The sequence below is a fragment of the Streptococcus mitis genome (assembly GCF_008763935.1).
Lineage (GTDB): Bacteria > Bacillota > Bacilli > Lactobacillales > Streptococcaceae > Streptococcus > Streptococcus mitis_DB.
On record NZ_VTQF01000001.1, the window covers coordinates 151,004 to 174,005 of the forward strand.

Below are 23,002 nucleotides of genomic sequence, written 5' to 3' on the forward strand. Positions count from 1 at the left end.
AAGAATAACGGCAACTGGGATAAAGAAGGCAACATCAAAGGCCCTAAAGGGGACAAAGGTGAACGTGGAGAAGATGGTAAGACTCCAGAAGTAACTGTAACTCCAGGTAAAGACGGCCATAGTACTGACATTACATTCACTGTTCCAGGAAAAGATCCAGTTACAGTAAATGTTAAGGACGGAGAAAATGGTCTAAACGGTAAAACTCCAAAAGTTGATTTGCTCCGTGTCGAAGGACAAAATGGAAATCCATCTCATACAATTGTGACATTCTATACTGATGAAAACAATGATGGTAAGTACACTCCAGGAACTGATGAACTTCTAGGTTCTGAAATGATTAAAGATGGTGCTAAAGGTGCGGACGGACGTGATGGTAAATCATTGCTTACTGTCAAAGATGGTAAAGAAACTAAAGTTTACCAAGAAGATCCAGCACATCCAGGTCAACCATTGAACCTAGAAAAACCTCTTGCAGTTATTAAAGATGGAGTGGACGGTGTCTCTCCAACAGTAACAGCTGTTCGTAAGGATGAAGAAGGTCATAAAGGTGTAGAAATCACTGTTGATAACCATGATGGTTCACAACCAACTACAGTCTTTGTTCAAGATGGTGCTAAGGGAGAAACTGGTGCAACCGGTCAGGATGGACAAACTCCTACAATCACTACTCAACGTGGACAAGATGGTCAAAGCACTCTTGTAACTATCACAACACCAGGTAAAGATCCAGTAACCTTCACTGTCAAAGATGGTAAGAATGGTAAAGATGGTCGTACACCAACTATTGACTTAAATGCATTGGTGGAAGCAGTTAGAAGAGGTGTTGGATCAACTTCTAATTCACAACCTTCTGGAACATCAAGAAGTGCAAGAAATAGAAGAGCATTACCAGATGAAGATAGAAGAGCAACTGAGTCATCAGAAACAGTACAACCATCAACTACAGGTTCAACAGTTTCACAACCAGCAACTGCAGGTTCAACAGTTTCACAACCATCAGCTACAGGCTCAACAGCATCACAACCAACATCAACTCAACCTAAACCATCAGGTGAATATGCGGGAACCGAAATAAAAGCATATTATGATAATAATAACAATGGTGTATTTGATGAAGGTGATGAGTTGATATCAAGCACTGTTATTCCTCCTGCTCCAAAAGGAGAGAATGGTAATGATGGTAAAGATGCTATAAGAGGAGCTGAATTATTAAGCGGAGCTACTGCCCCAACTGCTAAGGATGGTAAAGATGGTGATACTTACATCGATGCTAACACAGGTGATGTTTACAAGAAAGAAAATGGTTCTTGGAACAAAATCGGAAATATTCGTGGACCTCAAGGAGTAGCTGGTGAAAAAGGCGATAAAGGTGAAAAAGGCGACAAAGGTGAAAAAGGTGAAAAAGGTGAAAAAGGTGAAAACGGAGCTAATGGAGCAGACGGTAAATCACCAGTTGTAAATGTAACGGATAATGGGGATGGAACTCACTCTATTACAGTTCGTAATCCAGATGGTTCAGAATCTACAACGAAAGTTAAAGATGGTAAAGACGGTAAAACTGCCAATATCACTACAACAGAAAATCCAGATGGAAGTCACACAATTACTGTAACAAATCCAGATGGAACAACTAAAGAAACAGTTGTTAAAAACGGTAAAGACGGTAAGACTCCAAAAGTTGAAGTAACGGATAACGGAGACGGAACTCATACTGTTAAAGTTACAGATGGAGACGGCAATGTTACCAACGCTATCATCAAAGATGGTAAAGACGGTAAAGCTGCAACAGCAACAACTACTGAAAACCCAGATGGAAGCCACACTGTAACAATCACTAACCCAGACGGAACTAAGAATGAGTTTGTCGTTAAGAATGGACGTGACGGTGTTGATGGACGTACTCCAACCGCATCTGTTCGTGATAATGGAGACGGAAGTCATACAATCGTTATTACAAATCCAGAAGGTGTGACAACTGAAACCACAGTTCGTGATGGTAAATCACCAAAAGTGACTATAACTGATGAACAAAATGGAACTCATAAGATCTCAGTTCTAAATGGTGATGGAACAACTACTGAAACAATCATTAAAGATGGTAAATCACCAGTAGCAACAGTTAGAGATAACCAAGACGGTACTTACACTATTCGTGTAGAAAACGGTAATGGTACTGTTTCTGAAACCACAGTTCGTGACGGTAAATCACCAACTGCTAAGGTTGTGGATAACGGAGATGGAACTCACACGATCACAGTTGTGAACTCAGACGGTACAACTACAACAACTACAGTTCGTGATGGTAAAGAACCAAAACTTGAAGTGATTGATAACAACAATGGTTCACACACTATTAAAGTGACAGGTGCTGATGGTAAAGAAACTACAACTACAATCTTTGATGGTAAATCACCAAAAGCGAACATCGTTGATAACGGAGACGGAACTCATACATTAACAATCGTAGATTCTGATGGCCGTGAATACAAATCTATTATCAAAGATGGTAAAGACGGCAAAGATGGCGTTTCACCAACTGTAACTGTTAAAAATAATAACGATGGAACTCACGTTGTTACAATTACTAACCCAGATGGAAGCAAAACAGAAATGGTGATTAAAGACGGTAAAGATGGTAAATCACCAAAAGTTTCTGTTGAAGATAATGGTGATGGTAGTCATACAATCACAATCATCAATTCTGACGGCACTGTGACAAAAACAGTTGTTAAAGACGGTAAAGATGGTCGCGATGGACGTGATGGCAAAGATGGTAAGGACGGCAAAGATGGTAAATGTGGATGCCAAGACAGAACGGTAACACCATCAAATGACAAACCAGTTCCTCCAACACGTAATGTGCCAGAAGGACCAACGTTTGCAATGCCAGAACCACCAGTTCATGAATTGCCAGAATTCAACGGTGGTGTTCCAGGAATGCCAGAAGTTCATGAATTGCCAGAATTCAACGGTGGTGTTCCAGGTATGCCTGAAGTTACTGAAGTACCAGAATTAGATATGCCAACAGTACCAGCACAACCAACACCAAGTGTACCGGTTAAACCTGTGCCAGTACAACCAACACCAAATGTACCGGTTAAACCTGTGCCAGCGCAACCAACACCAAATGTACCGACACCAGAAGTGCCAGTACAACCAACTCCAGTTGTTCCAACACCAGAAGTACCGGTTAAACCAGTACCAGCGGTTCCAGAACAACCAGTAGTACCAACACCGGCTCAACCAGCAACTCCAGTAAATGCTAACCCAGTAGTACCAACTACAGTTAAAGAAAACCATGGGGACAAATTACCAGAAACTGGAAGCCAATCTGATTATATCTCTGTTCTTCTAGGTAGCGGTATTCTATTGAGCCTATATGTAGGTCGAAGAAAAGAAGATTAATCAGCCAAAAGCAGTCACTAATTTCTCGAAAGAAGATGATAAGTGATAGATCTCGAATGAAAGAATATTCTTAGAATGATTTTCCTATGATGGAAAAGACTGCTAAAAACCTTGAGTGGTAACGCTCAAGGTTTTTTTGGATGAGTGATGTTTGTCTGAAAATCTTGATTGAGTCTAAAAAAGCCACCCTATTAGGTGGCGATAATTGATTTAGACTTTTAAAAATTCTTTATTTTTTACTGAATTGCTGCGAGCAAGTCTTGAGCTTGTTTCTCAAGTGAGTTTAGGATTGTTTCTTCTAGAACTAATTTTCCGTCTGCCCAGGCAGAGTCGTTGACACGTGCAGCAGTGAAATCACCAACGACTTGTGTACGGATAAATGGCAAGAGGTCTTTATAGATAGCGAAAAGTTGATCGTGACCTGCATTGGCTACAGATGATACGGTGACAAACTTGTCTTGAAGAGCAGAAGCGCCACGTGTATCAGATAAGTCAAGGGCACGAGATAGCCAGTCAAGCAAGTTTTTCACTGTTCCAGGGATAGAGAAGTTGTAGACTGGAGAGAAGATCCAGATGGCATCCGCAGCGAGAACCGCTTCGCGAGCAGCCGCTACAGCTGGATGTGTTGGAACTTCCAAATCTTGGCTGAAGAGAGGAAGGGCTGAATAATCAAGGTAACTAACTTGCGCTTTACCAGCAATTGCTTTCTCAGCTTCGAGAGCCATTTGGTGGTTGAAAGAACCTTGACGTAGTGATCCGACGATAAATAATACTTTTTTAGACATGATGTGTCTCCTTTTTCTTAAAATTTCGAGAATTGCCTCGTTGTTATAAAATATATTACAACAAAAGAAAACACCTTGCAAGAAATTTGCTCAGAGTTTATTTGAAAATTAAAAATTACAGAAACTTTAGTCATTTGCGACTGGAAAAGTAAGAACTGTTCGTTTTGAATCCTGGTTTGAATTTGATTTTCGAAGAGTATTCCTATATTCTCTTGTAATATGATGATATAAGTGCTAAAATAAACAAGAAAACTCGCAATAGAAACTACAGAACAGTTTTTCCGGTATCATTTCATAAACAATTAAACGAAAATAATGGCATTTTAAGAATGCTTCTAAAAGGGGTGGAGATCATGTAAGGCATAGATTAACAAGTGACGGACAAAATAAATAATAATACACTTGTTAAAGGAGAAAAGATGTTAATAAGAAATTATCGGAAAAATATTGGCCTGATGGCCGGAGTTGAGTTTTTTGCATTTCTAGGGATTACCAGTTTTTGGATTCTCTTTCTCAGTCAAAACGGAATGTCTCTTTGGCAGATTGGACTTTTGGAAAGTATTTTTCATACGACCAGTCTTCTCTGTGAAATTCCATCTGGTATGTTAGCTGACCGCTATTCCTATAAGACCAACCTTTATTTAAGTCGTATAGCAGGAATTGTGTCTTCTATTCTCATGTTGGCTGGGCAAGGAAATTTTTGGATTTATGCACTAGCTATGGCGATAAATGCCTTGTCTTATAATTTTGATTCAGGCACAAGCGCAGCAATGGTTTATGATTCAGCCGTGGAAGCTGGACTGAAGAAGCGTTACTTATCTATTTCAAGTTTTATGTCAGGAGTAGCAGAAGGAACTCGGTCTTTGGGGACAGTGTTGGCGGGATTTTTTGTCCATGGTCAATTGCACCTGACCTACTATATCATGATTGCCACTTCTATCATAGTTCTTTTCCTGATTTGGATGCTGAAAGAACCCAGTGTTAAGGTAGAAAAAACTGATAGTGTGACCATGAAACAGATTATTTGGACTGTTAAGGAAGAGTTGGAGCGAAATCCCATGCTCTTCAACTGGATGATTATGTCTCAGATTGTTGGAACGCTCATGTGCATGTTTTATTTTTACTATCAAAATCAGTTACCAGATTTAAGTAGTTGGCAAATTTCAGCAGTTATGCTACTTGGTAGTCTCTTGAATATCGTCGCAGTCTATCTAGCGAGTAAGATTGGAAAGAAATATGCTGCCTTGAAGCTTTTCCCTGTCCTCGTCCTGCTGACTGGAGTTACCTATATGCTGTCCTACTTTGGGACACCTCTAATCTATATTTTGATTTATTTGATTAGTAATGCTCTATATGCTCTTTTTCAGCCGATTTTTGACAATGATTTGCAAGAGCGCCTTCCAAGTGAAGTAAGGGCAACCATGCTGAGTGTCTACTCTATGATGTTTAGCCTAAGTATGATTGTCTTCTTCCCACTGACAGGCTGGTTGATTGACCATTTAGGCTTTGTGCTAACATTTCTTTATCTAGGATTCTTTTTAGTCTTGATTAGCCTTCTATTGCCTGTATTTTTAGGAAAAATGGCTAAAAGAATGGATGATAAAATAATTCCATAAATTAAAAGAAATTCTAAAAACTTGAGTACCAAAGCTCAAGTTTTTTAATAGGTTGATTTTGGAGCTGTCTTTACTTTTCTTGCTCGGTTTTAACTAAGAAAAATCGGTTTGCTTTGAAGGAAGAAATAAAGTGCGATTGTTCTTGCATTCACTTGTAATAAAGCCCAATAGATGGTAAAATAGACGAGTGAAAAAAAGACAAAATAAAGCAAAAAATAATCTACTGTGGCAGTATGGTCTAGGGATGACGATTTTGTTTGTGGTTATCAGTGCTTCCTTTCTGTATCTGGTTTCTCTCGGCATGAAACCCTATCAAACAGCTAAAAGTGAAGGAGAAAAATTAGCTCAGCAGTATGCAGGATTAGAGCAAGCTGATCAGGTTGATTTTTACAATGGCTTGGAATCCTATTACAGCGTTCTTGGTCGTAATAAACAGCAAGAAGCGCTTGCTGTTCTGATTGGTAAAGATGACCATAAGATTTACGTTTATCAACTAAATCAGGGTATTTCACAAGAAAAAGCAGAAGCTCTTTCTAAGGAAAAAGGAGCTGGCGAGATTGACAAGATTACCTTTGGCCGTTATCAAGACAAGCCAATCTGGGAAGTTAAGTCAGGATCTGATTTTTATCTAGTAGATTTTGAAACAGGAGCATTGGTCAATAAGGAGGGCTTATGAAACTATCCAAGCGTGTTTTAGAAATGGAAGAAAGTGTTACTTTAGCTAGTGATGCGAGAGCAAAAAAATTAAAAGCTCAAGGTAAGGATGTCCTTTTCTTGACCTTGGGACAACCAGATTTTCACACTCCTGAAAATATTCAGGATGCAGCAGTTAAAGCTATTCGAGAAGGACAGGCTTCCTTCTATACAGTAGCTTCAGGTCTACCAGAATTAAAAGCTGCGGTGAATACCTACTTCGAGCGCTACTATGGCTATTCTGTCGCAAGTAACGAGGTTACCTTTGCTACAGGTGCCAAGTTCTCCCTCTATACTTTCTTTATGGCTGTAATCAATCCTTTAGATGAGGTTATTATTCCAACTCCATACTGGGTTAGTTATGGAGATCAGGTCAAGATGGCAGAAGGGATTCCAGTCTTTGTTCAAGCTAAAGAAGACAATGATTTTAAAGTCACGGTGGATCAACTAGAACTAGTTAGGACAGATAAAACAAAGGTTTTGGTTCTCAATTCACCATCTAATCCGACTGGTATGATCTATACTCGTGAAGAATTACTAGCTATCGGAAATTGGGCAGTTGAGCATGACATTCTGATTTTAGCAGATGATATATACGGTCGCCTTGTTTATAATGGAAATGAATTTGTTCCAATCTCAAGTCTATCAGAAGCAATTCGTAAGCAAACTATTGTTATCAACGGTGTATCTAAAGCCTATGCCATGACGGGTTGGCGAGTTGGTTATGCGGTAGGTAATCCTGAAATCATTGCAGCTATGAGTAAATTGACGGGACAAACAACTTCAAATTTGACATCTGTTTCTCAATATGCGGCTATTGAAGCCTTAACAGGACCACAGGAGTCTGTTGATATCATGCGTCAGGCTTTTGAGGAGCGTCTCAATACCATTTATCCGCTATTATGTGAGGTCCCAGGTTTTGAAGTCGTTAAACCACAAGGAGCTTTCTATCTCTTCCCAAATGTAAAAAAAGCCATGGAGATGAAAGGTTATACAGATGTGACTGACTTTACAACAGCTATTCTTGAGGAAGTTGGTTTGGCACTCATAACAGGAGCTGGCTTTGGAGCGCCAGAAAATGTCCGCCTCAGCTATGCGACAGACCTAGACACGCTTAAAGAAGCAGTTAAACGTTTGAAAGCATTTATGGGTAGTGAGAATGATTGATCATTTTGAAATTAAGGTAAAGGATTTACAAATTTCAGAAGGATTTTATAGGAGTTTTCTCGCCCCTTTGGGCTATAAATTGGCTTTTAAAACTACTTCTCTAATCAGTTTTCTTGCCCCAAATAGCCCTCATCCTGGTGGTGACTTTTGGTTAGCTCAGGGGACGCAAAATCCTATTCACTTTGCTTTCTTAGCAGAAAATAAGGAAGAGGTTCAAGCTTGTTATGAGGCTGGCTTAGAGGCAGGTGGGCTAGACAATGGTGCTCCTGGTTATCGCAGTGAGCATCCGATTTATTATGCTGCTTTTATGATTGATCCAGATGGGAACAATATAGAGGTGGTTTGCCATAAAGAATAAAAAAGAAAAGGAAAAATAATGACAAAACGTGTAACGATTATTGATGTAAAAGACTATGTTGGTCAAGAAGTGACGATTGGTGCTTGGGTTGCCAACAAATCAGGAAAAGGAAAAATCGCCTTCTTGCAATTGCGCGATGGAACAGCCTTCTTCCAAGGTGTGGCCTTTAAACCAAACTTTGTAGAAAAATTTGGTGAAGAAGTGGGGATTGAGAAGTTTGATGTCATCAAACGCTTGAGCCAAGAAACGTCTGTCTATGTGACAGGTATTGTCAAAGAAGACGAACGTTCTAAGTTTGGCTATGAGTTGGACATTACAGACATCGAAGTAATCGGTGAATCTCAAGACTACCCAATCACACCAAAAGAACACGGAACAGACTTCTTGATGGACAACCGTCACTTGTGGCTCCGTTCTCGTAAGCAAGTAGCGGTGATGCAAATCCGTAACGCTATCATTTATGCAACTTATGAATTCTTTGACAAGAACGGCTTCATGAAGTTTGATAGCCCAATTTTGTCAGGAAATGCTGCAGAAGATTCAACTGAACTCTTTGAAACGGACTACTTCGGAACGCCAGCCTACTTGAGCCAGTCAGGTCAGCTTTACCTAGAAGCAGGTGCTATGGCTCTTGGTCGTGTATTTGACTTTGGTCCCGTATTCCGTGCTGAAAAATCAAAAACACGTCGTCACTTGACTGAGTTCTGGATGATGGACGCAGAGTACTCATACTTGACACATGATGAGTCGCTTGACTTGCAAGAAGCTTATGTGAAAGCTCTTCTACAAGGTGTTCTTGATCGTGCGCCTCAAGCCTTGGAAACATTGGAACGTGATACAGAACTCTTGAAACGCTACATTGCAGAGCCATTCAAACGCATCACTTACGATCAAGCTATTGACCTCTTGCAAGAGCATGAGAATGATGAAGATGCTGACTACGAACATCTTGAGCATGGTGATGACTTTGGTTCACCACATGAAACGTGGATTTCAAACCACTTTGGTGTGCCAACATTTGTCATGAACTATCCAGCAGCCATCAAGGCCTTCTACATGAAACCAGTTCCTGGAAATCCAGAGCGCGTGCTTTGTGCAGATTTGCTTGCACCAGAAGGTTATGGAGAAATCATCGGTGGGTCTATGCGTGAGGAAGACTACGATGCATTAGTTGCTAAGATGGATGAACTTGGCATGGATCGTACAGAATATGAATTCTACCTTGACCTTCGTAAATACGGTACAGTTCCACACGGTGGATTTGGTATCGGTATCGAGCGTATGGTAACCTTCGCAGCAGGAACAAAACACATCCGTGAAGCTATCCCATTCCCACGTATGTTGCACCGTATTAAACCGTAAATAAAAAATCAAAGTAAGAGGTCATATCGGTCTCTTACTTTTTTAGAATTAAATTTCTAGAAAACACATTAATATATATATATTAAAATTTCCTACATATTTTGCATATAAACGTAGACAATTTAATTGAAATAATGTTATAATGTAAATTAGGGATTAAGTACCTAAGTGTAGCTGCTTTAATGTATAAATTAAGCTGGAAATGGAGGCGTTTTCTAAATACTTGGGTGTAATTCCGCAATTAACATATATTTTAAAAAAAGGAGAAACCATGTATTCAAGAATGGAAAAAAATCACGGACAAAAAGTGCAGCGCTTTTCAATCCGTAAGTATAGTTTTGGTGCGGCATCAGTAGCTGTAGCAGCTTACATGATGTTTGGTGGAGCAGCAACTGTTCAGGCGGATGCTCAAGTTACACCAAAGACGGCATCTGATTCACAAACAGTCCCAGATGCAAGTAATCAAGCAGATTCAACCATGCCTCTAGCTTCGACTGGAACTGCTACACCAACAGCTGAGCAACCATCAACACCAGCGCCTGCAGCAACGCAACCAACAGCACCGACTGAAACACCAAAAGCCGAAGAAGCTCTAGCACCAGCTTCAAAGGCTGACACAAGCAAATTGGAAGCAGCTATTGCTCGTATGGAAGCAGCTCTTGAGAAAGCAGGTCTAACTGAAAAAACTGCCTCAGCCATTGAAGCAGCAAAAGCAGAACTTGCTAAGGCTCAAGCCCTTTTGTCAAACGATAAAGCAACACAAAAAGAAGTTGATTTTTCAACAAGTTCATTGAAAAACAGAGCTTTTGTTCTTGAAAGTATGCCAAAAGCATCTGCAGACAAGAAGGAAGAAAAAGAAAATAAAAATCAAGATTCACGTAATGGAAAAGCTATTCCAGGACATGGTGAAAGTGGATTCAGAGATGCAGCACCAGCGACAGGATATAAAAATGATATTAATACTGTAAATGCTGAATTAAAAGCTGCGATCGATAAAGTAAAAGTAGAAATTACAAAAGAAGAAGCTTTAGGTGAAGGTAAAACAAACAAAGAAAAACTAGATGTTTTACGTGCTATTGTAGCAAAAGCTGAAGAAGAAAAAACAAAAGCGACAACAGCAGCAGCCAAAGCCGATGCTACAGAACAAGAACTTCAAGCAGCACTAACAGAAGCAAAACAAGAAAAAGATAGATTAAATTACTATCTAACTAATGCTGAAAACTGGGGAGCTCCAATTAACAATAATAGAGCTGGCTATGGTAACAACCCAGCAAACGGTGTTTTTGAAAGCATGAGTAATGGATTTGGTGCAGTTGATTTCTCAGGTCCTGCAGTAGAATCAAAAAGTAAAACAATTGAAGATCAAGTAAATAATCTTCAAAGCGAAAAACATTACGGTAAAGTAACTTACAATTGGAAGACTAAAAAAATCACTGCAGCAGAAGCTGAAGCAGGTGCATTAAACGGTTGGAAAATTAGTGGAACAAAAGACTATGTGAATGCTGTTAAGCCAGAAGCACCAACAGATTATACTGTTGCTGGCGACAGAACAGAAGCTCCAAAACCAGCAAAAGCTTATGATGAAAATGGGAAACATGATGCTTCAACTGCTACTCAAAACCAACCAAATGCAGATGGTAAGTTCTTAGGTGGTGCTATTACTCTAGATGGAATGAAAAACGATGCTAGAGGAAATGTTAAAGATAGAGATTACTATCTTGAATTAGGAAGTAAAGGTGTTACCTTATCTAAAGAATATGACGTAAACCCTAATTCTGAATTATTCTTCAATATGGTTTACAATGGAGCATATGGTAAAGCTGCTTTATCTAGTGAAGGTGAAGAAGTAAGTGTAGAAATTACAGATGCTTACACAGGCAAGAAAATTGCTTCTATTCCAATGAGAGATGGAAGCACTCCAACGGAAGCTACAGGAAGACCAGCAGGTTCAAATCAAGGAACACCATCTGATAGTTGGAATAATATTGCAAGAATTTATCATGTTCCAGAAGGAACAAGTAAAGTTAAAGTTACAATCAAAGCAAAAGATGACGGTAATTTTAAAGGTGTTCAAGATGGATTCATTATCGGTGGTGTAGGTCTTGCTACTGGTCCTGGTATGCAATTAACTACAAACGTTACTAGTGAAGGTAAGAGTGGAGAGTACGGATATGTAGCGGGTAAACTTTACAAACGTTCTCAAGAAGGTAAATTAAACCTTGAATTGAAAAACGTTGGTGGTGTTGAAAATACTTTCCCTTACGGTGGTACATTTAACATTAAAGTACAAGTTCCAAAAGGTGTTAAATTAGGTACAGTTGATACTACAAACTACAAAAAATTAGATTTATCAAAAGCAAAAGGTGAAAATATTTGGACTGATCAAGGATACTTAACAAATGTTCGTTATGATGAAGCGACTAATACATTAAGTATGGATGTAAATGCAGTTCAATATGGTAAAAATAATCTAAAAGCTGCAGGGGAAACATCAAGAAAATTCTCAATTCCATTTACAACTGAAGATGATTATGTAGGAGATGCTACATTTAAAGTTACAGGAACAGGTGGAATGGGTACTCAAGATGCCGAAGGAAATAGAATTTACCCATGGTTATGGACTGGAGATAAAGGACCTTACGCTTTTGATGGAAACTACAAAGCTAATGGGTTAAGATGGACTGATAATCCAGATTACTACTACAATAGAACAATCTATATTGATGCACGTACTCCTAAGTCAGCTACAGTTGAAGAAGTCCACACAGATAGTATTGTAGGAGATTCTGATGCGAAAAATCAAGAAAAATACTTATTAGTAAATACAGGTGATGCACCAGGTTCATTAACTCCGTCAGATGACGAAATTAAAGCTAATCTTAAAAAAGTAGCTGATAATAATGGAGTTACTTTATCAGATGAAGAAATAGCTAAAAGAATTGCTGAAATTAAAAAAGCATTACAAATTGAAAATGAAATTGGTAAGAAAATCGAAATCACATTACCAAATAATGATGTTTTAGAATTAGAGAAAAAAGATGATGGTTGGTATCAAGGAGATACTAAAGTAGAAACAACTCCTGAAGGTAAATTAAAAGTAAGTCTTAAAGATGTTAGTCTTCATACACATGAAGGTAATGAGAAGATTGCTGCAACTTCAGTTTCACCAGTAGGAAACGTTTCTGAACCAAGTTATGCAAACATTGTCAACGAAGCTCCAAAAGTAGAAGCTAAGAAAGATATTTATGTTTATAAAACAAAAGCAGCTGACAAATGGAATGCTGATAAAGTTGTTGAAGTAGCAAAACCAACAGCAACTGACTTAGAAGATGATCGTGATGGAGATGATACTACTAAACCGACGGTTGCTGTAAGTAATGACGGTGGATTAGATACAACTACAGTTGGAGATTACACTGTAAAAGTACAATCAACTGATAGTGAAGGTAAGAAATCTACTGAAGCAGAAGTAACTGTTCACGTATTAGACTTAATTACAGTAGATCCAACAGTAACAACTGATCCAACAAATCCAAGTACAACAGCTCCAGTATCTCCAAAAACAGCAGATACACCTGTAAAAGAAGGAGACGAAAATCTTGGTAAATATCCAGCAGGAGTTACTCGTGAAGATTTAGTTAAAGAAGTAACACGTACAATTAAGTATCTAAAAGAAGAAGATGCAAACAAAGATGATGCAACTCCTCTATACGCTGAAAAAGTACAAAAAGTAACTTACAAACGTACAGCAACAGTTAACCCTGAAACAAAAGAAGTAACTTACTCTGATTGGGAAGTTTACAATGAAGCTGATAAATTAACAGATGCGACAGCTGATGGAACAAAAGGTAAATTCAACGCAGTTGATTCACCGGTTGTAGAAAATTACTTATTAGTAAATGCTACAGATAAAACAGTAGCTGCAGAAGATGCACCAGTTCCTGGAGAAAATGGTACAGTAGATCCTGTAGTGAAGAAAGTTCTTTATAAAGAAATTGGTTCGTTTACTCTAACTTATCCAGAAGGTAAAAAACCAACGAATGCACCAGAAAAAATTAAATATCCAAACAATCCAAATGACCCAACAAAACCTGGTGATTTTAGTAAAGTAACAATTCCTTATGTAGAAGGGTATGTTCCAACATATAATGGAGTAGAATTAACACCAGTTGATCCTGCAGATCCATCTAAAGGATACAAAGTTCCAGACAACTTTGACCCAACTGATAAATTCGGTAAAACTCCAATTCAATATGCACCTGGAATTCAAAAAGCTACAGTGAAATTTGTTTCTGTAGATAAAGATGGTAAAGAAACACCATTAGATGAGAAATTCAATATTAATGATCTTTCAGGTAAAGCAGGAACAAAAATTCCAGAAGACAAAATTCAAGCTCGTCTTGATGTGTTAAAATCAATGGGTTATGAAGTGAATGATAATCCGTTTGCTAAACCTGACGCTGAAAAACCAACATTTGATACAACTGCAGATACTGATACTGAAATCAGTCAAAACTTTGTTGTTAAATTAACTCCAAAAGTTTCAACACCAACTCCTGTTTATGTCGTAGAAGGTGATAAGCCAACAACAGACAAACTTAAAGATGCGGTTACTACAAAAGGAAATGATAAAACTGTAGATGAATCTAAGATTCCTGAAACAAAAGGAAAAGTTGGAGATGATACATTAACTGTACCAGTAACAGTAACATACGGTTCAGGTGATAATAAACGTGAAGAAACAGTAAATGTACCAGTGAAAGTTGTTAAAGGATATCCACAATTAGTAGCAGTAAGTGAGGATAAGAAACAACCTTCTCCAGAAGATAATATTGATACTTCAGACTATCCAGATGATGCAACATATGAATACAAAGAAGAAGTAGATACAACAGCACCTGGAGATAAGAAAGTAACAGTAGTTGTTAAACAAGGGGATAAAGTACTAGTAGAAGTGCCAGCAACAGTACGTGTAGTAGATAGCAAACCACAATTTGTTGTTGCAGATCCTAAGAAACCACAACCGGATGTTAAAGCAAGCATTACTCCAGATGAATATCCAAAAGGAACTACATTTAAATATGAAACTCCAGTAGACACAACAACTTCAGGTGAAAAAGATGTTGTAGTTGTAGCTGAACTTAATGGAGAAACAATCGTTAAAGTACCAGCTAAAGTAATGGTAGTAGATCCTAAGACACAATATGTGTTTGAAGACCCTGCAAAATCACAACCATCAGCTGATGAAAGTATCGATCCTGACCAATATCCAGAAGGAACTAAATTTACTTATAAAGATGGTGAAGTAGATACAACAACACCAGGAGATAAGAAAGTAACAGTAGTAGCTAAAGATGGCGAAGACAAACTTGTAGAAGTACCTGCAGTAGTTAAAGTATTACCATTAGTGAAACCTGAAGGATTAACAGTTCTTAAAGGAAGCGAAAACTTAGAAGCTGCAGTTAAAGCTAAAGCTGAAGAAGTAGTAGCTGCATTACCAAAAGATAAACTTCCTGAAGGTGTAACTGTAAAAGTTAAAGAAGTGAAAGCAGGAACTACACCAACAACAGCTGAAGTAACTGAAACAGGAAAACCAAAACCTGCGACAGTTGTTGTTGAATATACTGATGATAAAGGAAACGTTATTGGAACAAAAGAAGTAGAAGTACCAGTAACAGTAGTAGGATCAACTCCAAAATCAGTAGTAGTATTCGAAGGTGATAAACCAACTAAAGCTAAAGATGCCGTAACACCAGGACAAGGTGGAACAGTTGGAGAACCAACAACATTACCAGAAACAGCTGGAAAAGCAGGAGCTACAGATGTAACAGTAGAAGTACCAGTAACTTATGACAATGGAAAAGTAACTGAAAAAGTAAAAGTACCAGTTACAGTATTACCAGTAGCAAAAGCGGACGTAACAGTAACTAAAGGAACAACTCCAGAAAAACTGAAAGAATTAGCAAAAGCTAAAGCTGATGAAGCAATTAAAGCAAAAGACTTTACAGATAAATTACCAAAAGATGCGAAAGTAACTGTAGGTGATGTAACAAAAGCTATTGAAGACAAAGTAACAGCTAAAAAAGGAACTGGAGTAACAACAGTAGAAGTACCAGTAACATACACAGTTGATGGAAAAGACTATACAACTACAATTCCAGTAACAGTCAATGTTAAAGGTTCAGATGTTAAACCAGTCTACGTTGTAGAAGGTGACCAACCAAAAGCTGATGATGTAAACAAAGCAATCACTCCTGATACAGATGGAACTAAAACACCTGTCACTGATGAAGATATCAACAAAGCTATCCCAACAACAGAAGGTAAAGTTGGAGCTAATGATGTTAAAGTAACAGCGAAAGTTACTTATAAAGATGGTGGAGAAGAAGTTGTAACAGTACCAGTAACAGTATTGCCAAAAGTTTCTCCAAAAGGTGTCGTCGTACCGAAAGATACTGATAAAGGTACACTTGAAAAAGCTGTTGCTGATAAAGTAAAAGAATCAGCTGAAAATACCAAAGGTTTACCAGAAGGTGTAACAGTAACGGTTAAAGAAACTCCATTAACAACTCCAGAAACAGAAACAGCGGGTGAAAAAGACTCTGTAACTGTAACAGTTGAGTATAAAGATAAAGATGGAAACATTATTGCTACTAAAGAAGTTAAAGTACCAGTAATCGTAACACCAAAAGTAACTCCGGTGGTAGTGGAAGTTGGAACTCCAGTCACAGCAGAAGATGTTAAGAAACATGTTGACCTACCAAAAGATTGGGAAATTACAAATGTTGGAGAAATTCCAGCGACAACAACACCAGGTGAAAAACCAACGGTGCCAGTAGAAGTGAAATTACCAAATGGAAAAACAATTACAGTACAAGTGCCAGTAATTGTAACACCAAAAGTAACTCCAATCGAAGTAGAAGTAGGAACACCTATTACTAAAGATGATGTTAAGAAACATATCGAACTTCCTAAAGAAGAAGGATGGGAAATCACAAAAGTTGGAGAAATTCCAGCGACAACAACACCAGGTGAAAAACCAACGGTGCCAGTAGAAGTGAAATTACCAAATGGAAAAACAGTTACAGTAAAAGTACCAGTAATCGTAACACCAAAAGTAACTCCAATCGAAGTAGAAGTAGGAACACCTATTACTAAAGATGATGTTAAGAAACATATCGAACTTCCTAAAGAAGAAGGATGGGAAATCATCGAAGAGAACTGGGTAATTCCAACAACAGAAACAGCTGGGAAAAAACCAGGAGTTAAGGTTAAGGTGAAATTACCAACAGGAGAAATAGTTGAGTTAGAAGTACCAGTAACAGTAACTCCAAAACGTGGTTCTGAGTCACAACCAAACAATGGTGGTGGGAATGGTGGTAACAACTACAGACCAACTCCTACTCCACAAAATGTTCCGTCAAGACCAACTGCTCCTGAACAACCTGCAGCTCCAACAGCTCCAGCAGAACCAGGACAACCAGCAACACCAAATCAAACTCAACCAGTGGCACCAGCTCAAGCAGATGCAACAGTAGCAACTGATACAACTGCTAAACCAGCAACACCTAAATATGTTGAAGGTCAAAAAGAATTGCCTAACACTGGTACAGAAGATCATGCTAGCCTAGCAGCACTTGGACTTCTTGGAGTATTGAGTGGATTTGGTCTTGTGGCACGCAAGAAAAAAGAAGACTAAAAACTTATAGTTTTTGAGAAGATGATTCGTCATCTTCTTTTTTTATTTCGGTGTTTTTACTTGCGTAAAAAAATATTTTCTAGTATAATAGTTTATTGTGAGCGAACCTCACTTACCCCTTGCAAAGTCTTGGGGTCATTAGACCAAAAGGAGGAACATATCAATGGCTAAATACGAAATTCTTTATATCATTCGTCCAAACATTGAAGAAGAAGCTAAAAACGCTTTGGTAGCACGTTTTGACTCTATTTTGACTGACAACGGTGCAACTGTTGTTGAATCAAAAACTTGGGAAAAACGTCGTCTTGCATACGAAATCCAAGATTTCCGTGAAGGACTTTACCACATCGTTAACGTTGAAGCAAACGACGATGTAGCTCTTAAAGAGTTTGACCGTCTTTCAAAAATCAACGCTGACATTCTTCGTCACATGATCGTCAAAACTGACGCGTAAGAAGGTAAACTATGATTAACAATGTTGTACTTGTAGGGCGTATGACACGTGACGCTGAGTTGCGTTATACCCCATCAAATGTAGCAGTTGCGACTTTTACTCTTGCAGTAAACCGTACATTTAAGAGTCAAAATGGCGAACGTGAGGCTGATTTTATCAATGTCGTTATGTGGCGCCAACAGGCTGAAAACCTTGCTAACTGGGCTAAAAAAGGCTCACTTATCGGGGTGACAGGTCGTATCCAGACTCGTAGTTACGATAACCAGCAAGGACAACGTGTCTACGTGACAGAGGTCGTGGCTGAGAATTTCCAAATGTTGGAAAGCCGTAGTGTGCGTGAGGGTCACACAGGTGGAGCTTATTCTGCACCAAGTTCAAACTATTCAGCACCTACAAATTCAGTACCAGACTTTTCACGTGATGAAAATCCATTTGGAGCAACAAATCCATTGGATATTTCAGATGATGATTTACCATTCTAATGGACAACTAAAATTATAAAGGAGAAAAAACATGGCTCAACAACGTCGTGGCGGATTCAAACGCCGTAAAAAAGTTGATTACATCGCAGCAAACAAAATTGAATATGTTGATTACAAAGATACTGAGCTTCTTAGCCGTTTCGTTTCAGAACGTGGGAAAATCCTTCCTCGTCGTGTAACAGGAACTTCAGCTAAAAACCAACGTAAAGTAACAACAGCTATCAAACGCGCTCGCGTAATGGCTTTGATGCCTTTCGTAAACGAAGATTAAAGAAAAGACCCCAACGGGTCTTTTTTTCACGAGCCTTGAGAGAGCAAGTTGGGGTCCAGTGGACCTCTTTTTCATGAGCTTGAAAACAAGAAAGTGAATTAAGACCCGGTTGAGTCTTTTTTTCACGAGATAGTTTTTTTCTGACCTTGGCGTGCTATAATGGTAATAGAAAGAGTAAAGGTGGGTAAGTCAAAGATGAATTGTACGATTAGAAATATGATTAAGTCTGATATTGAATCCTTATCTCATGGATTTATGAATCAAGGTTGGCCTGGTAGAGAGGAAATTTTGGCTAGATATTTTCTGGAACAGGAAAGTGGGGAGAGAGAAGTCTTGGTAGCGACTATGAATGGAGTAGTGGCAGGTTATATTACCATTTTGCCCTCTGCTAAATATGGTCCTTTTGCAGAAGTCTATCCAGAATTATCAGATTTTAATGTGTTTGAGCCTTTTCGAAATCAAGGGATTGGGAATCAACTGCTAGAAGAAGCAGAAAAACGAGTCAAGTTTGTTTCGAGTAAGGTCACTCTTGGTGTAGGTTTGTACTTGGGGTATGGTCCTGCCCAGAGATTGTATATTAAACGAGGCTATATTCCAGATGGGACAGGTGTGTGGTATAGAAATAAACCGCTAGAAATGGGTGCAAGTTGTCAAAATGATAATGATTTAGTTTTATACTTATCCAAGGACTTACAATAAAACTGGAAACTTTTTGAAAATAGGGGATTTAGCTACTTTATGGTATAATGGAAAGAGTTAGATTGAAAGAGGTAGTGAGATGGATGCCAAATTAAGATACAAGGCAAAGAAGATAAAGATTGTCTTTTTTGATATTGATGATACATTGCGGAATTCCAAGACAGGTTTTATTCCAGCTTCAATCCCAACTGTTTTTAAGCAATTACGTGAGAAAGGAATCTTGACAGGTATTGCTTCTGGACGAGGGATTTTTGGTGTCGTTCCAGAGATTCGTGATCTCAAGCCTGACTTTTTTGTAACTTTGAATGGGGCTTATATCGAAGATAAAAAAGGTCAGGTTATTTATCAGCATCAGATTGAGAAGTCAGATGTTGAGGAGTATATCTCTTGGGCTAAGCAAGAGGGAATTGAGTATGGTTTGGTTGGGAGTCATGATGCCAAGTTGTCGACTCGCACCGATATGATTAGTGAAGCTATCAATCCAATTTACCCCGATTTGGATGTGGATCCAGATTTCCATGAAAAAGAAGATATCTATCAAATGTGGACTTTTGAAGATAAAGGAGATGACTTGCACTTTCCTGATAGTCTCTCAGACAAACTTCGCATGGTTCGTTGGCATCAACATTCGTCTGATATTGTTCCGATTTCAGGCTCCAAAGCGACGGGCGTGGAAAAAGTTGTAGAACACCTTGGCTTGAAACCAGAGAACGTCATGGTTTTTGGAGATGGGTTGAATGACTTGGAACTCTTTGATTATGCTGGAATCAGCGTTGCCATGGGAATTTCTCATGATAACATCAAAGAAAAAGCAGATTATATAACAAAAACATTAGAAGAAGATGGCATTTTTGATGCCTTAGAAGGATTTGGTATGGTAGAAAAAGAATTGCATTTCCCACAAGTAGATATTGAAACAGTAGAAGGTCCTATCGCGACTATTAAGACCAATCACGGAGACTTGCGTATCAAGCTTTTCCCTGAATATGCTCCTAAAACAGTGGCTAACTTTGTTGCACTTTCAAAAGATGGCTACTATGATGGTGTCATTTTCCATCGTATTATCAAGGACTTTATGATCCAAGGTGGAGACCCAACTGGAACTGGTATGGGTGGCGAGTCAATCTACGGTGAATCATTTGAGGATGAATTCTCTGAAGAACTTTACAATATCCGTGGTGCCCTTTCCATGGCTAATGCTGGGCCAAATACCAACGGCAGCCAGTTCTTTATCGTGCAAAATCAACACCTGCCTTATTCTAAAAAGGAGATTGCTCGTGGTGGTTGGCCAGAACCGATCGCAGAAATCTATGCAGAGCAAGGTGGGACACCTCACCTAGACCGTCGTCACACTGTATTTGGTCAGCTAGCTGATGAAGATTCTTATGCTGTTTTGGATGCCATTGCTGCTGTTGAGACTGGAGCTATGGACAAGCCAGTTGAAGATGTCGTGATTGAAACAATTGAAATTGAGGACTAAGATGAAAATCGGTGATAAGCTAAAGGGGCGTATTACAGGGATTCAGCCCTACGGTGCCTTTGTTGAGCTAGAGACGGGTGATACGGGGCTGATTCACATTTCGGAGATTCGGACAGGCTTTATTGAAAATATCCAAGAAGCCTTGAAAGTCGATGAAGAGGTTCTGGTTCAGGTGGTGGATTTAGATGAATTTACAGGGAAAGCTAGCCTTTCTATCCGCACCTTGGAGGAAGAAAAGCACCAGTTTCCTAGACGGAGACGCTTTTCAAGCGACCGCTTTAACTATGGTTTTGCCCCTCTCAAACGAATGATGCCAATTTGGACCAAAGAAGCCCTTCAACATTTGAAGAATCAGAAGCGCTAGTTAGAAAACTCTATCTTTTGTAATGTTAATATGAATTTGTTATAATAGGACCATGGAAGAAGAACAATTATTAAAATCAGGGGAGCGCATTAACCAGCTCTTTTCGACAGATATCAAAATCATTCAAAATAGAGAGGTTTTTAGCTATTCGGTGGATAGTGTTCTCTTGTCACGTTTTCCACGTTTTCCTAAGAAGGGCTTAATTGTGGATTTCTGTGCTGGGAATGGAGCAGTGGGGCTATTTGCTAGCACTCGTACCCAGGCACAGATTTTGGCTGTTGAGATTCAGGAGCGTTTGGCAGATATGGCTGAACGCTCTGTCCGTTTGAATGGTTTGGAAGAGCAGATGCAGGTCATCTGTGATGATTTGAAAAATATGCCTGCTTACATTCAGGGAAGTAAGGTGGATATGATTTTGTGTAATCCGCCCTATTTCAAGGTGGATCCTCATTCCAACTTGAACGAGAGTGAACATTATCTCTTGGCGCGACATGAAATCACGACCAATTTGCAGGAAATCTGTCGTAGTGCCCAGAGTATTCTCAAGTCCAACGGGCGTTTGGCCATGGTTCATCGCCCTGATCGACTTCTGGATATTTTGGATACGTTACAACGGCATAATCTAGCCCCTAAGCGCCTGCAGTTTGTTTATCCAAAAAGAGAAAAGGAAGCCAATATGCTCTTGATTGAGGCTATCAAGGATGGTTCAACAAGTGGCTTTAAGGTCTTACCACCTCTCATTGTCCACAATGATGATGGCTCTTATACGCCGGAACTTGAAGAGATTTATTATGGATCATAAGGCTTATATGTACGTGCTGGAGTGCCGTGACGGATCCTATTATACAGGCTATACGACTGATGTGAGAAAACGCCTCGCTGTCCACAATAGTGGGAAGGGAGCCAAATACACACGAGCACGCTTGCCAGTCAAACTCATCTATGCTCAAGGTTTTGCCAGTAAGGAAGAAGCCATGTCGGCAGAAGCCCTTCTCAAGCGTAAGAAGAGACCACAGAAGGAAACATTTTTATCTGAAAATCAAGATAGAAATTTACTTAGTTATTTTGAACAATTGTGAGGAGTCCTTTGACTCCTCTTACTTTTGTCAAAAAGCGAAAAAAATGCTACAATAAAGAGAATAAACAAAATGAGGTATTATCATGTCTAAGATTCTAGTATTTGGTCACCAAAATCCAGACTCAGATGCCATCGGTTCATCTGTAGCCTTTGCCTACCTTGCAAAAGAAGCTTACGGTTTGGATACGGAAGCTGTTGCCCTTGGAACTCCAAATGAAGAAACAGCCTTTGTCTTGAACTATTTTGGTGTGGAAGCACCGCGTGTTATCACTTCTGCTAAAGCTGAAGGCGCAGAGCAAGTTATCCTGACTGATCACAATGAATTCCAACAATCTGTATCAGATATCGCTGAAGTAGAAGTTTATGGTGTTGTAGACCACCACCGTGTGGCTAACTTTGAAACTGCAAGCCCACTCTACATGCGTTTGGAGCCAGTTGGTTCAGCGTCTTCAATCGTTTACCGTATGTTCAAAGAACATGGTGTAGCTGTACCTAAAGAGATTGCTGGTTTGATGCTTTCAGGTTTGATTTCAGATACTCTTCTTTTGAAATCACCAACAACACACCCAACAGATACAGTCATCGCTCCAGAATTGGCTGAATTAGCTGGTGTAAACTTAGAAGAGTATGGTTTGGCTATGTTGAAAGCTGGTACAAACTTGGCTAGCAAATCTGCTGACGAATTGATTGACATCGATGCTAAAACTTTTGAATTGAACGGAAATAATGTTCGTGTTGCCCAAGTAAACACAGTTGACATCGCTGAAGTTTTGGAACGCCAAGCAGAAATTGAAGCTGCAATGCAAGCTGCGAACACAGCAAATGGCTACTCTGACTTTGTCTTGATGATTACAGATATCGTCAACTCAAACTCAGAAATCTTGGCTCTTGGTGCCAATATGGACAAGGTTGAAGCAGCCTTCAACTTCAAACTTGAAAATAACCATGCCTTCCTTGCTGGTGCCGTTTCACGTAAGAAACAAGTGGTGCCTCAATTGACTGAAAGCTTCAATGCTTAAGATTTTGAGTGTTAATTCAAATTAGGAAAGGCTAGTTTGCCTTATATCGAAAGGAGTTTCGGCTCCT

18 protein-coding genes and 1 pseudogene are annotated in these 23,002 nt (G+C 39.1%); 17 read left to right on the top strand and 2 right to left on the bottom strand.

The genetic code is table 11. The features are described from left to right. The coding region (locus F9B91_RS00690; protein WP_225306538.1) for an LPXTG cell wall anchor domain-containing protein at positions 1 to 3,408 on the top strand (3,408 nt) is incomplete at its 5' end. A 236-nt stretch (positions 3,409 to 3,644) separates the two neighbouring features. Here the strand turns inward: F9B91_RS00690 and F9B91_RS00695 are convergent. Continuing rightward, positions 3,645 to 4,193, bottom strand: a complete 549-nt coding sequence (locus F9B91_RS00695; protein ID WP_060627784.1) for an NADPH-dependent FMN reductase — start codon at positions 4,191 to 4,193, stop codon at positions 3,645 to 3,647. Positions 4,194 to 4,612: 419 nt separating this feature from the next. Between F9B91_RS00695 and F9B91_RS00700 the strand changes: the two genes are divergently transcribed. The 6 genes and pseudogenes from F9B91_RS00700 to F9B91_RS11675 all read left to right on the top strand — a co-directional run. Continuing rightward, positions 4,613 to 5,809, top strand: a complete 1,197-nt coding sequence (locus F9B91_RS00700; protein WP_150922246.1) for an MFS transporter — start codon at positions 4,613 to 4,615, stop codon at positions 5,807 to 5,809. 187 nt (positions 5,810 to 5,996) lie between these two features. Then, positions 5,997 to 6,485, top strand: a complete 489-nt coding sequence (locus F9B91_RS00705) for a DUF5590 domain-containing protein (RefSeq protein ID WP_191962381.1) — start codon at positions 5,997 to 5,999, stop codon at positions 6,483 to 6,485. Next, a complete protein-coding gene (locus F9B91_RS00710; RefSeq protein ID WP_045612065.1) occupies positions 6,482 to 7,669 on the top strand; it encodes a pyridoxal phosphate-dependent aminotransferase in 1,188 nt (395 codons plus the stop codon). Before F9B91_RS00705 ends, F9B91_RS00710 begins: the two co-directional genes overlap by 4 nt. Next, positions 7,662 to 8,027, top strand: a complete 366-nt coding sequence (locus F9B91_RS00715; protein ID WP_000565230.1) for a VOC family protein — start codon at positions 7,662 to 7,664, stop codon at positions 8,025 to 8,027. Before F9B91_RS00710 ends, F9B91_RS00715 begins: the two co-directional genes overlap by 8 nt. 18 nt (positions 8,028 to 8,045) lie before the next feature. Beyond that, positions 8,046 to 9,389, top strand: coding sequence for an asparagine--tRNA ligase (asnS, locus tag F9B91_RS00720; protein WP_150922247.1), 1,344 nt, complete (start codon positions 8,046 to 8,048; stop codon positions 9,387 to 9,389). 283 nt (positions 9,390 to 9,672) lie between these two features. Next, positions 9,673 to 9,786 (top strand): annotated as a pseudogene (locus F9B91_RS11675) (YSIRK-type signal peptide-containing protein); the annotation flags it as partial. A gap of 65 nt (positions 9,787 to 9,851) precedes the next feature. Here F9B91_RS11675 and F9B91_RS11385 read toward each other — a convergent pair. Then, on the bottom strand, positions 9,852 to 10,007 hold the full coding sequence (locus F9B91_RS11385; protein ID WP_225306543.1) for a hypothetical protein: 156 nt from the start codon (positions 10,005 to 10,007) through the stop codon (positions 9,852 to 9,854). A gap of 7 nt (positions 10,008 to 10,014) precedes the next feature. Between F9B91_RS11385 and F9B91_RS00725 the strand changes: the two genes are divergently transcribed. The 10 genes from F9B91_RS00725 to F9B91_RS00770 all read left to right on the top strand — a co-directional run bounded on the left by F9B91_RS00725 (position 10,015) and on the right by F9B91_RS00770 (position 22,935). Continuing rightward, complete coding sequence (locus F9B91_RS00725) at positions 10,015 to 17,088, top strand: Rib/alpha-like domain-containing protein (protein WP_225306541.1); 7,074 nt, start codon at positions 10,015 to 10,017, stop codon at positions 17,086 to 17,088. A 163-nt stretch (positions 17,089 to 17,251) separates the two neighbouring features. Further along, complete coding sequence (gene rpsF / locus F9B91_RS00730; protein WP_075232201.1) at positions 17,252 to 17,542, top strand: 30S ribosomal protein S6; 291 nt, start codon at positions 17,252 to 17,254, stop codon at positions 17,540 to 17,542. Positions 17,543 to 17,553: 11 nt separating this feature from the next. Then, on the top strand, positions 17,554 to 18,024 hold the full coding sequence (ssbA, locus tag F9B91_RS00735; RefSeq protein WP_000609602.1) for a single-stranded DNA-binding protein SsbA: 471 nt from the start codon (positions 17,554 to 17,556) through the stop codon (positions 18,022 to 18,024). Positions 18,025 to 18,055: 31 nt separating this feature from the next. Then, positions 18,056 to 18,295, top strand: coding sequence for a 30S ribosomal protein S18 (gene rpsR, locus F9B91_RS00740; protein ID WP_000068664.1), 240 nt, complete (start codon positions 18,056 to 18,058; stop codon positions 18,293 to 18,295). Positions 18,296 to 18,490: 195 nt separating this feature from the next. Beyond that, positions 18,491 to 18,994 carry a GNAT family N-acetyltransferase gene (locus tag F9B91_RS00745; protein WP_150922249.1) on the top strand — a complete coding sequence of 168 codons (504 nt, stop codon included), beginning with the start codon at positions 18,491 to 18,493 and terminating at the stop codon, positions 18,992 to 18,994. Between the two features lie 79 nt (positions 18,995 to 19,073). Then, complete coding sequence (locus tag F9B91_RS00750) at positions 19,074 to 20,474, top strand: bifunctional Cof-type HAD-IIB family hydrolase/peptidylprolyl isomerase (RefSeq protein WP_150922250.1); 1,401 nt, start codon at positions 19,074 to 19,076, stop codon at positions 20,472 to 20,474. A gap of 1 nt (position 20,475) precedes the next feature. Beyond that, positions 20,476 to 20,838 (top strand): S1 RNA-binding domain-containing protein, encoded by a 363-nt coding sequence (locus F9B91_RS00755; RefSeq protein ID WP_049488521.1) that lies wholly within the window; start codon positions 20,476 to 20,478, stop codon positions 20,836 to 20,838. A gap of 52 nt (positions 20,839 to 20,890) precedes the next feature. Beyond that, positions 20,891 to 21,640 carry a tRNA1(Val) (adenine(37)-N6)-methyltransferase gene (locus F9B91_RS00760; protein WP_000390778.1) on the top strand — a complete coding sequence of 250 codons (750 nt, stop codon included), beginning with the start codon at positions 20,891 to 20,893 and terminating at the stop codon, positions 21,638 to 21,640. After that, positions 21,630 to 21,917 carry a GIY-YIG nuclease family protein gene (locus F9B91_RS00765; protein WP_150922251.1) on the top strand — a complete coding sequence of 96 codons (288 nt, stop codon included), beginning with the start codon at positions 21,630 to 21,632 and terminating at the stop codon, positions 21,915 to 21,917. Before F9B91_RS00760 ends, F9B91_RS00765 begins: the two co-directional genes overlap by 11 nt. Before the next feature lie 82 nt (positions 21,918 to 21,999). Continuing rightward, entirely contained in the window at positions 22,000 to 22,935 is a 936-nt protein-coding gene (locus F9B91_RS00770) for a manganese-dependent inorganic pyrophosphatase (RefSeq protein WP_049534302.1), read from the top strand. Positions 22,936 to 23,002 lie beyond the last annotated feature (67 nt).

Coding starts and splice junctions, on each gene's coding strand:
- F9B91_RS00695 (WP_060627784.1), bottom strand. CDS start 4,193: ATGTCTAAAAAAGTATTATTTATCGTCGGATCACTACGTCAAGGTTCT.
- F9B91_RS00700 (WP_150922246.1), top strand. CDS start 4,613: ATGTTAATAAGAAATTATCGGAAAAATATTGGCCTGATGGCCGGAGTT.
- F9B91_RS00710 (WP_045612065.1), top strand. CDS start 6,482: ATGAAACTATCCAAGCGTGTTTTAGAAATGGAAGAAAGTGTTACTTTA.
- F9B91_RS00715 (WP_000565230.1), top strand. CDS start 7,662: ATGATTGATCATTTTGAAATTAAGGTAAAGGATTTACAAATTTCAGAA.
- asnS (WP_150922247.1), top strand. CDS start 8,046: ATGACAAAACGTGTAACGATTATTGATGTAAAAGACTATGTTGGTCAA.
- rpsF (WP_075232201.1), top strand. CDS start 17,252: ATGGCTAAATACGAAATTCTTTATATCATTCGTCCAAACATTGAAGAA.
- ssbA (WP_000609602.1), top strand. CDS start 17,554: ATGATTAACAATGTTGTACTTGTAGGGCGTATGACACGTGACGCTGAG.
- rpsR (WP_000068664.1), top strand. CDS start 18,056: ATGGCTCAACAACGTCGTGGCGGATTCAAACGCCGTAAAAAAGTTGAT.
- F9B91_RS00745 (WP_150922249.1), top strand. CDS start 18,491: ATGAATTGTACGATTAGAAATATGATTAAGTCTGATATTGAATCCTTA.
- F9B91_RS00750 (WP_150922250.1), top strand. CDS start 19,074: ATGGATGCCAAATTAAGATACAAGGCAAAGAAGATAAAGATTGTCTTT.
- F9B91_RS00755 (WP_049488521.1), top strand. CDS start 20,476: ATGAAAATCGGTGATAAGCTAAAGGGGCGTATTACAGGGATTCAGCCC.
- F9B91_RS00760 (WP_000390778.1), top strand. CDS start 20,891: ATGGAAGAAGAACAATTATTAAAATCAGGGGAGCGCATTAACCAGCTC.
- F9B91_RS00765 (WP_150922251.1), top strand. CDS start 21,630: ATGGATCATAAGGCTTATATGTACGTGCTGGAGTGCCGTGACGGATCC.
- F9B91_RS00770 (WP_049534302.1), top strand. CDS start 22,000: ATGTCTAAGATTCTAGTATTTGGTCACCAAAATCCAGACTCAGATGCC.